Source organism: Ketobacter sp. MCCC 1A13808, assembly GCF_009746715.1.
GTDB lineage: Bacteria > Pseudomonadota > Gammaproteobacteria > Pseudomonadales > Ketobacteraceae > Ketobacter.
Genome location: NZ_VRKW01000008.1, coordinates 112059 through 126540 on the forward strand (window position 1 = coordinate 112059; position 14482 = coordinate 126540).

Genomic DNA, 14482 nt, shown 5'->3' on the forward strand with positions numbered 1-14482 from the left:
CTCCCGCTGGGCGTGCCTGACGCCGATGATATTTCGCATGCTGGATAGATAACCCTGAAGTCTGCCTATTTTGATCGCTGCCGTTTATTAGCGACGATTCAAGGTGATCGGCAAAGACGAGATCGCGTGAACCGCGACGGATTGCTGATAGGTTATATCTTCAGGTGCAATCGCCAGCTTTATGTCACTTACCCGTTTAATCAGCTCTTTTGCGGCCACTTTAATTTCCATACGCGCCAGTGAAGCACCGATGCAGCGATGAATCCCGACGCCGAAGGCAACATGTGTCCCGGTATTCCCTCGTGACACATCAAAAGTACGAGGGCATTCGAATCGTGATTCATCATCATTACCCGATCCGTACAGCACCAGCATGTGGGCGTCCTTTGGTAATTTCACGCCACCCAGTTCGGTTTCACAGGTGGTCATTTTCGCAAGTCCACGAACCGGCGGCGCAAAGCGCAGTAGTTCTTCCACAAAACGGTTCAGATAGCGTTCATCTTCAACATTATCGAATAACTGCTGCGCCAAATCCGGTTGTGTCGCCAGAATAAACATCAGATTCCCGATCGCTGTAGCAGTGGTATCATTGCCCGCAATAATCAATGCACGGATAAGAGAGACAGCCTCTCCGAATTCCAACTTGCCTCCATCGTCCAGCGTGGCATGCACCAAATCCGAAATCATATCTTCCTTGGGTTCGTTTTCTCGATCTTTCATTTGCGAGATAATGTAATTCTGCAGTTCGCAAACTTTCATGGCGTTCTCAACCATTTGCTCGCGATTCTGCATGCGACCAATTTGCGCTGTGATCGCGGCAGACCACTCAGAAATTTTATCACCGTCATACTGGCTCATGCCCAGCTGTTCGCAGATAACCGCTATCGTTAGCGGAATAGCAAAATCTTTTACACCGTCCACTACCTGACCATTAGCCGCTTTCTCAGCCAGTTGGTCTGCCAAATCAGCAATAATGCGAGTTATAACCGGTTCGAGCATTTTTACGCGATGCGCGGTGAATGCGCCGTTCAATAACGTTCGGATACGGGTATGCTCTGGCGGATCACTCTTTATTGCATCCGCAAAGAAGCCGCCACCTTGCTCTTCCAATATTTGTTTGAATTCGGCGAAAAAGCCACTGGCATACTGGGCCTCATAACCATGCTTGTCGGAATAGGTTTTGGGGTCACGCAGCAACGTTACAATATCTTCGTAGCGCGACACCAGCCACATACCCAGTTTTTCATCGTAATGGACCGGGCTTTCGTTACGCAGCTTGGTATAAAAGTGCTTGGGGTGTGCTTGAATCATCGGATCTGCCAACGACATATCCTTCAGCGCCATTGACTCATGTGCGACGGGGCAACCTGTATTCGTGCCGGCGTTTTCACTGCTGTTCATCGTCTTCCTCTCACTTGTGTGTTCCTGTTGCGACAACGCTCATTGTATTGAGCTGGGTCCACTCACAAAAAATTCTTTTAGTTCCGGCTGAGCCACTTTATCTGCTTTCGTGGTCCGGAATTCCCGGGGACTGACTTTATAAACACGCTTGAATAAGCGACTGAAGTGGGCTGGACTTTTAAAACCAATACGATAGGCAATCTCAGCGATGGACACGTCCCGGCCAACTTCAGTCGAAAGCCACTCGTGTGCTGTTTTTAGCCGCCAATCCCAAATCAAATTCGGAAGTGATGTCCCATGCTGACGCAATAGGTGGGACAGGTACCGTCTGGAAATTCCGCACGCTTGCGCAACCATTTCAGCATTCAATTTTGGATCCGACAAATGAATCTCAACGAAGCGCAATACATCTTGGCGTCGTTTTTGCGACAGCGTTTGACGTTCGTGCATGGAGTTCTCGGTGTTTTTCAAGCCTTCAGCCAGAATGGACAGCGCACTGTCTACTAAGACCTGTTCAACCCGACTGGTTAGATCGCCGGGGTCCTCGTACACTTCCGCCAGCATACGTTCTGCAATCCTAAATTCGCGACGCTCCACCGATGTGCAGAAACCTGCATTAATTTCATCAGGAAAAAACCGTCTGAAAATATGAGAAGGGACGACAACATGAAGTACTTCGTGGATTGATTGATCGTCTGTTTTGCACTCCATGGTGAAGGGCGCCATGGACTTGGTAATTACGAATTCCCCGGCACTCGCGGTGCACTTTCCACTTTGGTGAGAGATACTGATGCTGCCGCGTTTGACGAACCAAAGAACGGTGACATCCGTCGCATCTTCTCGGATATGTGACCAGGACCGCCGGAAGAAAAGGCGTGACTTTGATAGCAATCGAATAATCGAATAGGCGCCAACGGCCTTTTTGTCCGCGCGCACGTTAATATTAGAGCCACCATCAATGGTATATTCACCCAGATAGTATTCCTGATTATTCTCACCCCGAAAGGTGGACTGGCATTCGTGAAAATTTCGTTCATCAAATGCAAAGAGCTTTTCTGTCACATCATCTCTCCCGAATGTTCATTACAATGTCGTTAACATTGCCTGCTACAACACCGTACAACGAATGTATTCAACGGTTCCCTATGCTAAATATATCCGTTGCCCGGTATCGACTCTCTCCACTCTGCGTCAATTCATGCACATTTCACGCAATCCAAGGAGAGGGCACAGCTATCGGGTAACACCAGCAGAGCAGAGCTGTTGTTGTTCTTCGGGGGATAGACCGAGCACGTCACCAAGAATGTAAGCGTTGTGCTCCCCCAGACGGGGGGCTCCGCTGGTGATGTCGGCGTTTCTAGACATCTTCCAACCCGGCCCGACAATGGTGCCCGATGAGCCGTCGCTATAAGCCACTTCCCGATAAAATTCACGGGCCCATAGTTGACCGTCTGCCACCAGATCAACCGAACTCTGGCTTTTGCTTGCGGCAATGCCCAATGCCTGAAGTTCCGATGCCAGCGTTTGCGCATTCTGAGTTGAAGCCCACCGACTGATAAGCTCATTGAGGGCTTTTTCATTCTGTTTGCGATCGGCTAATCTATTGAATCGACTGTCATTTTCTAGACCTGAGGGCGTCATGATTCTGGCTAGAGCCTGCCAACGCCTATCGTCGTTTACAGCGATGCAAACCCATTCATCGTCGAGGCAAGGGTAGACACCATGGGGTGCCATATCGGGGTTCCGGTTGCCATCGCAAGGCTGGACTGCGCCGTTGAGGGTATAGTCCATGAGGGAGTCGCCGATCATACTGCTCATGCTCTCGACCGCAGAAACATCAACATATTGGCCTTCACCGGTTCGGCGGCGGTGAAACAACGCTGCCATAGTGGCAAAGGCCGCGGCCGCGCCAAAGGTTGAATCAGCATATCGCACATTCATCCCCGCCGGTGGCTGGCCTTCGTAACCAACCAGGGAACTAAGGCCGCTCAGGGCAGCAAAACAAGGCGCGTACCCGGTCTGATAACTGAGCGGTCCTTCATTGCCATACATACCCATAGAGGTGTACACAATGTCAGGTTTGACTGCTTTCACAGCGTCATAACCCAGCCCTAGCCGCTTCACTGCACCCGGGCGCAAATTTTCGATTAGAATGTCCGATTCACGCAGCAGCTTGAGAATAAGATCGATACCGGCTTCCGACTTCATATCAATCTGCACACTGAGTTTCTGTGGATTTACGGATTTGAAGCCAGGCGCGTTATTAATGTCGTCTACTCCATATACCCGGGTCACATCCAAGGACTTCTCACTCTCAATGCGAATTACTTCCGCGCCCAAAAAGGCCAGGAGCTTGCCGGTATACGGACCAGCCCACACTTTGGTTAACTCGACAACCCGCACACCCTGTAATGGGCCACCTCGTCGTTGAATGGCTTGGGTCATTGGGCACCTCCGGCCGGGACTGCATCCTGATCATGAAAACCGGTATGGTTGTGCTGCCCCAGTAATGGAGCGGCCTGGCCAGGTTTGGCTGGCGTAGCGCTTAATCGGTAGGGTACGGTAGGATAACGGGTTGTGCCCAAAGCCTCGTGCTCCAGTTCGACAAAATATTCTCTGAATTGGTATTGCGGGGAGGCCACCAGATCCTCGGCATTGTTAACTGCCACCAGCGTCACTCCCAACTGCTGTGCTTTTTCGGCTGCCGTATGTTTATTCTGAGTTTTTAGCCACGACACAAGATGTTGGCGGCACAATGCTACCCGCTCTGGAGTGCATTCACGCTCCAGCCAGTTGTCCGGAAAATCATTCATCCAATCCGTATCGTCGAGTAAATTGCGCAATCCTTCCCAATGAGCTGGAGAAGATAGCCAGATATAGATATACCCATCTTTACAGGGGAAAATGCCCGCAGGCCCGCCCAGGTCGAACGCATGACGTTCAGTACCTACGTTCATATCGCCGTTGACCATCTGCGCCAATACGTAATCTATGCGGGATGCCAGCACTTCCAGTTTGGAGATTTCAATAAACTGCCCCGCGCCGGAATCCACTTGTTCAAAAAGCGACGCAGCAATACACAGGGCGGCCTCCAATCCGGCTTCGTAACTGGGCAGAAACCGACCTGCCCCCTGAAGGGGGGGTAGGGTAGGCGACGCGCCGGTTGGCGTATGGAAGCCCCAACCACTGGCATGAAACACATTGATATCTTCGCCATAAAGACGATCTTGAGGTGGCTCAAGACCATAGTTAGAGATGGAACAAACCACCAGCCCGGGATGCTGTTGTTGCACAATCCCTGCATCCAGACCTAACCTGCTTAACCACTCAGCACTGTGGTCATCGATGACCGCATCCACCCGACCCAATAAAACCTGAAGCGCCTGGTGCCCCGCCTCGGAATCCAGATCCAGTTCAACAGATTGCTTGCCGGTATTGAGATAGCCGAACAGCCCGCTGTTTTCGTTCCCCTCCGCTTGATCGGGGACCCCGCCACTAAAGGGCCCCAACGCGCGGGTAGGGCTTCCGCAACCGGGTTTTTCGATTTTGATAATCACTGCGCCAAAGTCGGCAAGCAGCTTGCCGCAATATTCACCGCTGACGCTCTCCGCCAACTCCAGCACCTTGATTCCGTGCAAAGCCGTCATGCCGACACCTTCCGAATTCAGTTAGTTTATTTGTATCTGTTCAAGGTATACAACAACACTGGTGTGCAGTAGTATGGATTTATAGGTTTCCATAGGCTGCCACAAGGTTCCTGACAGTAGACGAGAATCAATACACAGTTGGTGCCAGATAAAAGGGGAACGAACAGGGTCCGGAAAACAGCATAAAGATAAGAACAATAAGAACCCGAGAGGAGAGGCGCATGAACACCAACCAATTTTTCAGCTTGGATGGCCCCCTGGAAGTGATGCCGACAGAACGTCAGATGCGCATCGCAAACCTGGGTGCATTCCCTTTTTTAGCTCGCAACCAGGGTGCTGATCCCCACCGTCTTTTGGAACGCCACGATATTGACCCCTTCCGGCTGAGCGATCCAGATCATTATATTGATTGCCAGTCTTACGTTAACTTACTCGAAGATTGCAGCTCATCGTTGAACGACCCGCTGTTCGGATTGCGTCTCGCCCAATTGCAGGAGCCCGATGTTTACGGTTGCGTTACCGCCTTGTGCAGAGCTTCATCCACTGTCCGGGAAGCCATCCATTGCTTGACCAAATTCATTCCCGTTACCCATTCGCCCGCTGCCATGCAGGAATTAATCGTGAATGACGAGACTGCGATATTGCGATGGGGTGTGCGTACTGATCTGGGCAACAATAAGCAGGCCAACTACCAGGCAGCATTATTAAATCTGAAACTGTTGCGCCAACTTGGTGGCCGAAATTTCCGGCCCGACTACGTCAACCTTGCCGTTGATACCCGGCACAAAGATATTGACGAACTGGAACGTCAACTCGGCTGCCGTTTCAACAGCCGCACCACCGAAAACCTGATCGCGTTTCCAGCGCAAGTATTGGATCAGCGGATTACCAGCGCCAACAAACTGTTGTTCAAACTGTTGGGCGGGTATCTGGGGCGTGTAAAAGAAGCGGCACGAATTACCCTGGCTGATCGAGTTCAGGATTATGTTCGCTCGTCTTTATCGGAAGGCAACTGCACCATCGAACGTTGCGCTGCAAAAATGGACGTATCTGTCCGTACCTTGCAGGCTAAATTAAGCGAATCTCAACTTAGCTTTTCCGATATTCTTGAAGAGCAGCGTATTGCGCTTGCGGAAAATTACCTGAAACAAGCGCAATATTCTCTAGATGATGTCGCCGCCAATTTGGGTTACTCAGAACAATCGAGTTTTGGCCGCGCATTCAAGCGCTGGACGGGGTTAACGCCGAAGCAATACAGACAAAAGATTTCGTTAAACTGAACGAACGAGTCGATCAAAATCACAACCGCATTTTTAATAATTAAACGTAATAAAGCCACCGGTACCCCAGGCACCGGCGGCCGCTTCCTCATCAGGAAGTTTTAATTTTCCTCATTTCATAATCACCTGAATCATCCACCATCACGTTCCAGCCCGGATACACCACAATGGTTGTGAATGTTTCCTCGATAATGGCTGGCCCCTGAATCTCGTGACCTGGCTGCAACGCTGCGCCCTCAAAAATCGAGGTGTCCTGGTAACCCTCGCCCAAATTGGCGCGACGGGTTTTTACCGGTATGGCGTTCTGCTTGGCAGAATTGAACCCCTGTCCCACAGCCGGCGCAGTGGTATTAACAGATGAAACCAACCGGACACCAATAATTTCTGGCAGCTCGCCTTCACGAATATGCTCGAATTCTTGCATATGGCGTTTATTGAATGCTTGCAGGGCTTTTTCTCCGAAACCGTCATTCAAAAACAGATAATCCTGAGAACCACGACAATCATGCACTTCAAAACTGACTGCAAAATTCTGTCCGGCATAACGCATATTCACCAGGAATTGATACCGGATCTGGTCCCCGCTGAATTTGGCGTCCGCAAAATACTTGAGTGCGCGTGCTTCAAGCTGTTGCCACATGGTCTTCATGGTATCCAAATCAGGGCTGCCCACGGAACAATTACAAGAACGTTCTTCATCAATCGTAGGTTTAGCAACCAGAGTGCCCAAGGCGGAAAAGGTGGGCGACGCTTTCGGCACTAATACTTTTTCGATCCCCAATGCATCCGCATGCACGGCCGCAAATGCAGGACCATTACCACCGTAAGCCAGCATCACCATTTCTTTGGGATCAATGCCTTTGCCCGCCGTGGTTCTGCGAATGGCCTGAATCATATTGGCGTTCACCACACGCCAACAATCAAACGCAGCCTCTTCAGCGCTGTAGCCCATCTCGTCACCCAGCACTTGAAAAGCGTCTTCCACACCGGTTTTTTGTAATGAGAAACTACCACCAGCAAATTCGCCATCCGCAGAAAGGATGCCCAACATTAATAACGCATCGGTAACCGTGGGCTCTGTACCACCGCGACCGTAACACATAGGGCCGGGATCGGATCCCGCAGAACGCGGGCCAACCTGAACTTCACCCGCATTAATCTGACAAATCGAACCACCACCGGCACCCAGGGTTTCCACCTGAACCATCGGCATACCGATCAAATAGCGATGATGCATGTTCCAGCCAGAGGTAGCCGGAGCCGTGCCGTTTAGTACGATCGACATATCATAGGAGGTACCTCCCATATCCACGCACAACAGATTAGGGGCTCCCTTGGCCGAACCGGTGTGAGCGGAGCCGATTACTCCGCCAGCCGGACCCGAAGCCAGCACCCGAATGGGCGATCCGTCAATGTACTCTTTGGTCATTACGCCGCCGCTGGCTTGCATCACCAGCAACTGATTTTGAAACCCTCCGTCGCGTAGGCGACTGACCAGTTTTTCCAAATAGGATGTGACACGCGGTCCGACGTACGCGTTCACTACCGTGGTACTGGTGCGGTCGTATTCCGGTCCGCGCGGTAAAACCTGGTGCGAAATGGACAGGTGAGCGTTGGGCATTTCCTCTTTCACTATTTCTGCGACCCGTAATTCATGAGCAGAATTGACGAAAGAAAATAGCAATGAAATCGCCACCGATTCTACGTTTTGCTTGTTCAGCTTGCGACAGGCCTCTCGCACAGCCGCTTCATCCAGTTCTTCATAAACCGAACCGTCGAATAGTATACGTTCCGGCACAGTTAAGCGGCGGCGGCGGGGCGTGATCTGCTTAAAAGGTTTCAAAGTCGAATCCCAGATATCCTCTTTGAAGCCACGGCGGTATTCCATTTCATCACGAAACCCATTTGTGGTAATCAGACCGGTAACAGCACCGTTCATTTCAATAAGCGTGTTATCGGCAATCGTGGTTCCGTGCACAATCGCATCGCACTGAGCAAGAAAGTCACTGAGTGTTAAGGATTCTTTTTGTGCTAATTTTTCCAACCCGGTCATTACACCAATTGAGCGGTCTTCCGGTGTGCTGAGGTTTTTGTGAAGAATAACCTCATCGCCTTTGAGCAAAGCAAAGTCGGTGAACGTACCGCCGATATCTATACCTACACGATAACTCATTGCTGTGCTCCTTGTTCATTTTGCTTACTTCTCATGGTACTTCTTAAGGCCTCGGTTGCGGCCCGATCAACTTCAAGATCGTATTCTTCCAGGCTGCCGGTCAGAACGACGCCGTACTTGTCCTTCGCCGCTGCCAGGCTCACATATTCGTCGAGTACATCCTCTTTCACTGCATCTGCATCACGGTCGATAGCAAGACCGAATCCAGCGCCGCCACCATGCTGATAGGCCATTACTGCACCGGTGGGCAATTGAGTGCTTTCAACCAGCTCAATTTTGTATTCTTTATCGGTACCGACCAGAAAGTGGTTACTGTAAGGGATAGCATCATCGCCACCACACATTCCACGTAGCGGATGCTTGGCCGAAACCATCCAGGCCATAGCCGATACTGGCTCGAGCACTTTCTTAACGTTCAGACTACCGGGCGCACCGCGCCATTGACCGGCACCGCCACCATCGGTGGTCATTTCCCGGCTAACATTCATCACCGGAAAACGGGCTTCGCTTTCTTCCGCCATCGACAACAGCAACGATCCCAACGAAGCAGGGCAAGAGCCCCAGCCGTCTACACCTTTAACCGCGGACACATCCATAGAGCGCGAGTCCACACCCTGATCCATCCACATCATTCCGTTATCATAGAAGCCAATGACCGCGTTCGGCATTCCGATTTTATAGACCTGGGGTTGGGCCCGTTCCGGTACGACGTTCGATAACGCAATACAAACCGCTTCCGTGATCTCACAGGCAGGATGAAAAGAGCCCAGTGCAGCGGGTTTGTTTGGTGGCGGGTGCGCAATACAGCCCTCCGGAATAACAAACTCAACCGCGTTGAACAAACCTTCGTTTTTGGGAATGGTCGGGTCGACCATGCTACCCAACTGGATCATGATATAACCACGAGTGTTACCGAAGGTATTCCAAACACCAACCAGATTCTGGCGATCATCGGTGCCGGTCAGATCCACCGTCAACTGATCCCCCTTCACCTTGCAGGCGACATGTACGTGCACGTCTGGTGTACCCTGCGTATCCGCATCAATCCACACATCTGATTCATAGGTGCCGTCGGGCCATTTAGCGATCTCTTCACGAAACCGGGATTCCGTATTTTCTACGCTGTAATTCAACGCAGCTCGAACATTGTCAGTACCGTATTTACGGATCAGAGCCTGGTGCTCCCGCGCCGCCATCTGAACGCCACCGATCATCGCGGCCAGGTCACCGGAGAATGTGGCAAAGCGGTTATTGCGTTCAACCAGCTTAATGACATCGCGACGCTTTTCACCACGATGTACCAACTTCAGGCAGGGTATCGCCAGCCCTTCGGTAAAAATATCGGTTGCCTCCAGGGTGAACCCACCCGGATCTTTACCTCCCGTATCGCCCTGGTGCGCTTGCAGAGCCTGCACCATCACCAGGTTACCGTCGTCATCGAATACCGGCGCGTACACGTTGTAGTCCGGCAAGTGCCCGCCACCATGATCGGGGTCATTGCCAAGAAATACATCACCAGGGCCCCAATCGTAATCCTCCAGGTGCATCAACCCGTAGCGTACTGTGAGCTGGGTTACGAAGGTTAGATGAGGTGTGCCGACAGAGCCCACCACCAAGCGGCCATTAGAATCGATAATGGAAGAATTACGTTCGTTCGATTGGTTGATAATAGGGGAGGAGGCGGCCCGCCCGAGATGAGCACAGGCTTCAAAACAGATCGTCTCCAAAGCACCACGAATAATACTTGCAGTGACCGGATCAAGCTCGCTGCTGGTCGGTAATGGCTCGCGCTTGGCAGCCAACAATTTATTTAATTCAAATGACATAATGGCGTTCCTCGCGGTTACGGTTTTTTCCGGTTTGACATGCCCATGCGCCACTCAGGCGGATAGGACATATCGATATCCTTGACCACATTGTTGAGGCCTTTATCAAAAGTATCAGCGTCCACACCTGCCTGATTTTTGCGGTCATTCATCATCATCGGTAACATGCCTTCAACAAACCCCGTCAGTAAACTGCCCATGTATTCCCCGCGATACTGTTTGTACAGCTCAATAAAGGTTTTTTGCACCTGAACCACATCCATCGGCCGGCTAATGGAGCACGCCATGGCGTACTTTTTAGTTTCGTCCTGCAGTTTTTCCAACGGCACAACGCTGTTAATAAAGTTGGTTTCGTACATTTCCGCGGCCGTAAATGGTCGACCTGTGAAAAGCATTTCAGAAAATTTACGCAGCCCGATTTGTTCAATCCAGGTCCACATCCGGGGCCCCCAACCGGCATAACGAAAGGACGGATGCCCAAACAACGTGTCTTCCGATGAAATCAGTAAGTCGGCGTCGGCGGCTTGATAAAAGTGCCACCCATAGCAATAACCCTTCGTTTCTATAATGCTGATTTTTTTGAATTCCTGAAGCGGGCGATTGCCGGCGGGCGCTTTTGCGTAGTGGTCCGTCATGCTATGCAAAAACCGATAGGAGCCCCGTGGCGGATATTTTACGTCCGGGTCATTAATCCCGAATTCATGCAGCAAGGACATGTCTTCACCTTCCTCACCGTACATTCCAGCCTGCTCCTGGAGGTCACCACCACTGCCGAAATGCTCCCCTTCGCCACGAATTACCAATACTTTTACGTCATCGTCTACGTTCGCCTTAAACACTAGATCGGCATAGTACTGGCGCATGCCAGTGGTAGTGGCGTTGAGTGCTTTGGGCCGGTCGAACGTCAAATACGCGATCTTGTTATCAGTATCCTTTTCGTAACGAATATACTGTTTGGCTTCTTCTTTTAGCTCGTCAATATTCAACGACTTAGTCATGTTTTACCGCCTGTCCGGGGATCGATGGAGATGGATTTACCTACATTAGATAGCGTTGTTTTACCACGAGACAGCGTGATAACTCCTGACAGTTCGCGCCACAGACTCTACCGTCAGTGCAGAGTCCGTGGAATCAGCAGAAAATAGTCTGATGGCGCTTAGAGACATGCCTGCAACTGCATTTACCTCCTTTCCGACCCCGCCTTGCCTCGTCATGGCTGATGCATTTTGTTTAATATCGTACGGACTATAACTACCAGTCGGCTGGCAAGGGCTATGCCCGGATGCCCAGATAAAGACGACGATATAATTACAATTAGATAGAGGCTCTAGATCTCATGGTAAACAAATCAGATAAACCGGTTGTTCTGATTACCGGTGCCAGCTCCGGCATTGGCGACGGTATCGCCCGCAAATTTGCCAAGGAAGGCTGGCGTATTGTTGCTGTCGCCAGGCGCCAGGAGCGGCTTGAACAACTGAAACAGGATCTGGCTGACCTCACGGAAGTTGAATACCTGGTGGCTGATGTAACTGAAAAAGACGCTCCACAGCGCGCTGTGGATCTGGCGTTAGAATCGTTTGGGCGGTTGGATTGCCTGGTTAACAATGCCGGCTCCGGATCCTGGGCTCCTCCCGGAGACACCACCGACCAGATGATTGATGACGTACTGAATATTAGCCTGAAAGCGCCGTTCCGTTTTGCGCGTGAAGCCCTCAGAGCGATGCAGCCCGGCGCTTCTATCCTGAATATCGGATCTGTATTCGGTTTACTGGGCGGGCTGGACGGCGGCATCTACTGCACGGCCAAAGCCGGTATGATCGGCATGAGCCAGGCATTTGCGGTCCAGTATGGTGCCAAGGGAATACGCTCCAATGTAGTAGCACCCGGCGTAGTCAAAACCGACATGACCGCAGCAGCCTGGGATCATCCCGGATTTCAACGCACCAATCAGGAACTTACGCCATTTGATCGTGACGGCACCGTGGATGACGTTGCGAATACCGTATTTTTTCTGGCATCCAAAGACGGCAGCTACATCAACGGCCAAACCATCGCACTCGATGGCGGATGGTCAACAACTAAATACGTGGCACCGGAAGCATTGATTTGCGAACGGGTTATGCCCGAATAACGTTTGGTACGTCGCATTGTGAGTCGCATTTTAGTGTGTGGTGGCTGATCAGAGCCGGGGTGATATTCAATTGCTCCGGCTCTGACCTGTCGTTTATTTTAAACTTACTCGGGAATCAGGAAATTTCAGATTCGGAAAAGCGGGTTCTTTCTGACTCACGTTCGCAATATCGTATCGGCTTTCTGTCAACACTTTGCGCAGGTTCTGGAACGTCTTTTTTGGCACGTCGGTTACCACCATATTGGCAATCCACACCGGAATAATACCACCGGGATAACCATGGCCCATAAACTCAACATAGGTCTTGTTGCGGTCGACCGGCTTAAAGGTCCAGTAAGCCGAAACGTCCGGCACCCGGGTGTACCCTTTTTTCACTGGTGCGAAATCAGCTGCACCGCTGGACTTTATCGTAACCGTATAGGTTTCAGCATCCTGGCTGATCCTGTTTTTAACATACACGTCTCTGTCCTTTAAAGGCCAGGGCGCACTTACAATATAGTAACTTGTGTAGGCTCCGGCAGCAGCAGGGGCTTCAACAAAAGTATAAGACTCACACAGGTGAAACCAGTTGGGGTAATTCTCGGTATCACCGATCACCGCAATGACCGATTGCAGCGGGGCATCAAACACCGTTTGAACTTTAAACGCTTTAACCTGAGCCCCCTCGACTGCTCTTGTGAAAACCTCAAGACCGTCTTCGGAATATTGGCTTTCCCAATCCCCACCGTCAGCGAACGCATTAATGCTGACTGCGATGAATGCAATGACACTGAAACAGTTGAAACGGATTGATTTGACGAATGCTTGTGTAGACATATACCCCCCGATACTCGGATGTTATTGTAGCTTTTTCAAGAATAAACAGTTTCATAAATCTGTTCGATAGCCCGCTGATCCGGAATCACCGGGTTGTTATTCGGAGACCCCGAGGCCAACGCCTGGGCGGCCATAGTAGGAATCAATTGCTGGTATTGATCCCGGTCAATACCGTATTGGCGAGGAGAGGGCACATCCAGCTGATCACAGATCTCTATTAATCTGTCCAGCAAACGATAAGCTGCTTTATCATCACGCTCTGCGGTTGCGGCAACGCCAATGGCGCGGGCACAATCTGCGTAGCGGGATGTAGCGCCGGGTATTGAATATCTGGTGATTTCACACATCAACATTGCGTTGCTCATTCCGTGTGGCACATGGAAGAAAGCGCCTATTGGCCGGCTCATACCATGAATTAACGTAACAGACGAATTTGAAAACGCGATGCCCCCCTGAGTAGCAGCTAACATTAATGCTTCGCGAGCAACCCGATTATGCGGTTCTGCGCAGGCAATACCCACGTTAGCGGCAATGCTGGATATGCACGACAGCGCAATCGGGTCCACAAACGGATTAGCCTTGCGGCTGACATACGCTTCCATTCCGTGACAGAGGCTATCGAGGGCGGTATCAGCCGTTAGCCGGTAAGGCATGGACAGAGTCAACTCAAAATCCACCAATGCCGCTACAGGCAAGAACCCAAAACCCATACAGAGCATTTTTTCCTGGCTTTCGGTATCGGTGATCACCGTTGCACGAGTGGCTTCAGATCCCGTACCGGCGGTAGTAGGGATCGCAATCAACGGAAAGCCAGCCGGCACCGGGTTGGGGGCCTTATAGTCACGCATCGCACCGCCATGGCGAGCCAATACCGACAGCGCCTTCGCGGTATCGATCGAGCTTCCTCCACCCAGGGCAATGATGCAGTCATAGTTTCCCTGTTGCCATCCGGCCAGAGCTTCGTTAACGGAATCCGTGGTCGGATCAGGCACACAATCACTAAATACGCCGAAGGAAATATCTGCTCTGACAAGGGTTTGCGACAACTCTTCCAGGTAACCACAGGATTTCATAAACGGGTCGGAAACCAGAAACGGTTTGCTCAAATTCAGTTGCTTTAGCACCGACGGAATATCGTGACGGGCGCCTGCGCCTATCTTCAGATGCGCCGGTAAAAAAAGATTAGCGATCATATTCACCTTCCTTAT

General features: G+C 51.1%; 11 protein-coding genes. 2 read left to right on the forward strand and 9 right to left on the reverse strand.

Translation table 11 applies throughout. The annotated features are described in order from the left end of the window. Positions 1 to 87 precede the first annotated feature (87 nt). The 4 genes from FT643_RS15260 to FT643_RS15275 form a co-directional block, all read right to left on the reverse strand. Entirely contained in the window at positions 88 to 1401 is a 1314-nt protein-coding gene (locus FT643_RS15260) for a cytochrome P450 (protein ID WP_156872280.1), read from the reverse strand. Between the two features lie 39 nt (positions 1402 to 1440). Further along, a complete protein-coding gene (locus tag FT643_RS23920) occupies positions 1441 to 2463 on the reverse strand; it encodes an AraC family transcriptional regulator (protein WP_156872281.1) in 1023 nt (340 codons plus the stop codon). A 171-nt stretch (positions 2464 to 2634) separates the two neighbouring features. Continuing rightward, positions 2635 to 3846: a CaiB/BaiF CoA transferase family protein gene (locus FT643_RS15270; protein ID WP_156872282.1), complete on the reverse strand. Its 1212-nt coding sequence runs from the start codon at positions 3844 to 3846 to the stop codon at positions 2635 to 2637. Beyond that, positions 3843 to 5048, reverse strand: coding sequence for a CaiB/BaiF CoA transferase family protein (locus FT643_RS15275; RefSeq protein ID WP_156872283.1), 1206 nt, complete (start codon positions 5046 to 5048; stop codon positions 3843 to 3845). Before FT643_RS15275 ends, FT643_RS15270 begins: the two co-directional genes overlap by 4 nt. Positions 5049 to 5269: 221 nt before the next feature. Here FT643_RS15275 and FT643_RS15280 point away from each other — a divergent pair, with 221 nt between their 5' ends. Continuing rightward, complete coding sequence (locus FT643_RS15280; protein ID WP_156872284.1) at positions 5270 to 6328, forward strand: AraC family transcriptional regulator; 1059 nt, start codon at positions 5270 to 5272, stop codon at positions 6326 to 6328. Between the two features lie 91 nt (positions 6329 to 6419). On the opposite strand, the gene FT643_RS15285 is transcribed toward FT643_RS15280, so the two are convergent. From FT643_RS15285 to FT643_RS15295, 3 genes are read right to left on the reverse strand one after another with little or no spacing between them, the layout of a single operon-like run. Continuing rightward, positions 6420 to 8501 carry a hydantoinase/oxoprolinase family protein gene (locus FT643_RS15285; RefSeq protein ID WP_156872285.1) on the reverse strand — a complete coding sequence of 694 codons (2082 nt, stop codon included), beginning with the start codon at positions 8499 to 8501 and terminating at the stop codon, positions 6420 to 6422. Next, on the reverse strand, positions 8498 to 10327 hold the full coding sequence (locus FT643_RS15290) for a hydantoinase B/oxoprolinase family protein (protein ID WP_156872286.1): 1830 nt from the start codon (positions 10325 to 10327) through the stop codon (positions 8498 to 8500). Before FT643_RS15290 ends, FT643_RS15285 begins: the two co-directional genes overlap by 4 nt. A 17-nt stretch (positions 10328 to 10344) precedes the next feature. Beyond that, on the reverse strand, positions 10345 to 11325 hold the full coding sequence (locus FT643_RS15295; RefSeq protein WP_156872287.1) for an enoyl-CoA hydratase/isomerase family protein: 981 nt from the start codon (positions 11323 to 11325) through the stop codon (positions 10345 to 10347). 338 nt (positions 11326 to 11663) lie between these two features. Here FT643_RS15295 and FT643_RS15300 point away from each other — a divergent pair, with 338 nt between their 5' ends. Next, positions 11664 to 12458, forward strand: coding sequence for an SDR family NAD(P)-dependent oxidoreductase (locus tag FT643_RS15300; RefSeq protein WP_156872288.1), 795 nt, complete (start codon positions 11664 to 11666; stop codon positions 12456 to 12458). A gap of 93 nt (positions 12459 to 12551) precedes the next feature. On the opposite strand, the gene FT643_RS15305 is transcribed toward FT643_RS15300, so the two are convergent. After that, positions 12552 to 13274, reverse strand: coding sequence for an START domain-containing protein (locus FT643_RS15305; protein WP_156872289.1), 723 nt, complete (start codon positions 13272 to 13274; stop codon positions 12552 to 12554). 35 nt (positions 13275 to 13309) lie between these two features. Then, the gene (locus FT643_RS15310; protein WP_156872290.1) at positions 13310 to 14467 is read right to left on the reverse strand and encodes an iron-containing alcohol dehydrogenase; all 1158 of its coding nucleotides are present in this window, start codon (positions 14465 to 14467) and stop codon (positions 13310 to 13312) included. Between the last annotated feature and the right edge of the window lie 15 nt (positions 14468 to 14482).

Coding starts and splice junctions, on each gene's coding strand:
- FT643_RS15300 (WP_156872288.1), top strand. CDS start 11,664: ATGGTAAACAAATCAGATAAACCGGTTGTTCTGATTACCGGTGCCAGC.
- FT643_RS15270 (WP_156872282.1), bottom strand. CDS start 3,846: ATGACCCAAGCCATTCAACGACGAGGTGGCCCATTACAGGGTGTGCGG.
- FT643_RS15310 (WP_156872290.1), bottom strand. CDS start 14,467: ATGATCGCTAATCTTTTTTTACCGGCGCATCTGAAGATAGGCGCAGGC.
- FT643_RS15295 (WP_156872287.1), bottom strand. CDS start 11,325: ATGACTAAGTCGTTGAATATTGACGAGCTAAAAGAAGAAGCCAAACAG.
- FT643_RS15280 (WP_156872284.1), top strand. CDS start 5,270: ATGAACACCAACCAATTTTTCAGCTTGGATGGCCCCCTGGAAGTGATG.
- FT643_RS15305 (WP_156872289.1), bottom strand. CDS start 13,274: ATGTCTACACAAGCATTCGTCAAATCAATCCGTTTCAACTGTTTCAGT.
- FT643_RS15260 (WP_156872280.1), bottom strand. CDS start 1,401: ATGAACAGCAGTGAAAACGCCGGCACGAATACAGGTTGCCCCGTCGCA.
- FT643_RS15285 (WP_156872285.1), bottom strand. CDS start 8,501: ATGAGTTATCGTGTAGGTATAGATATCGGCGGTACGTTCACCGACTTT.
- FT643_RS15290 (WP_156872286.1), bottom strand. CDS start 10,327: ATGTCATTTGAATTAAATAAATTGTTGGCTGCCAAGCGCGAGCCATTA.
- FT643_RS15275 (WP_156872283.1), bottom strand. CDS start 5,048: ATGACGGCTTTGCACGGAATCAAGGTGCTGGAGTTGGCGGAGAGCGTC.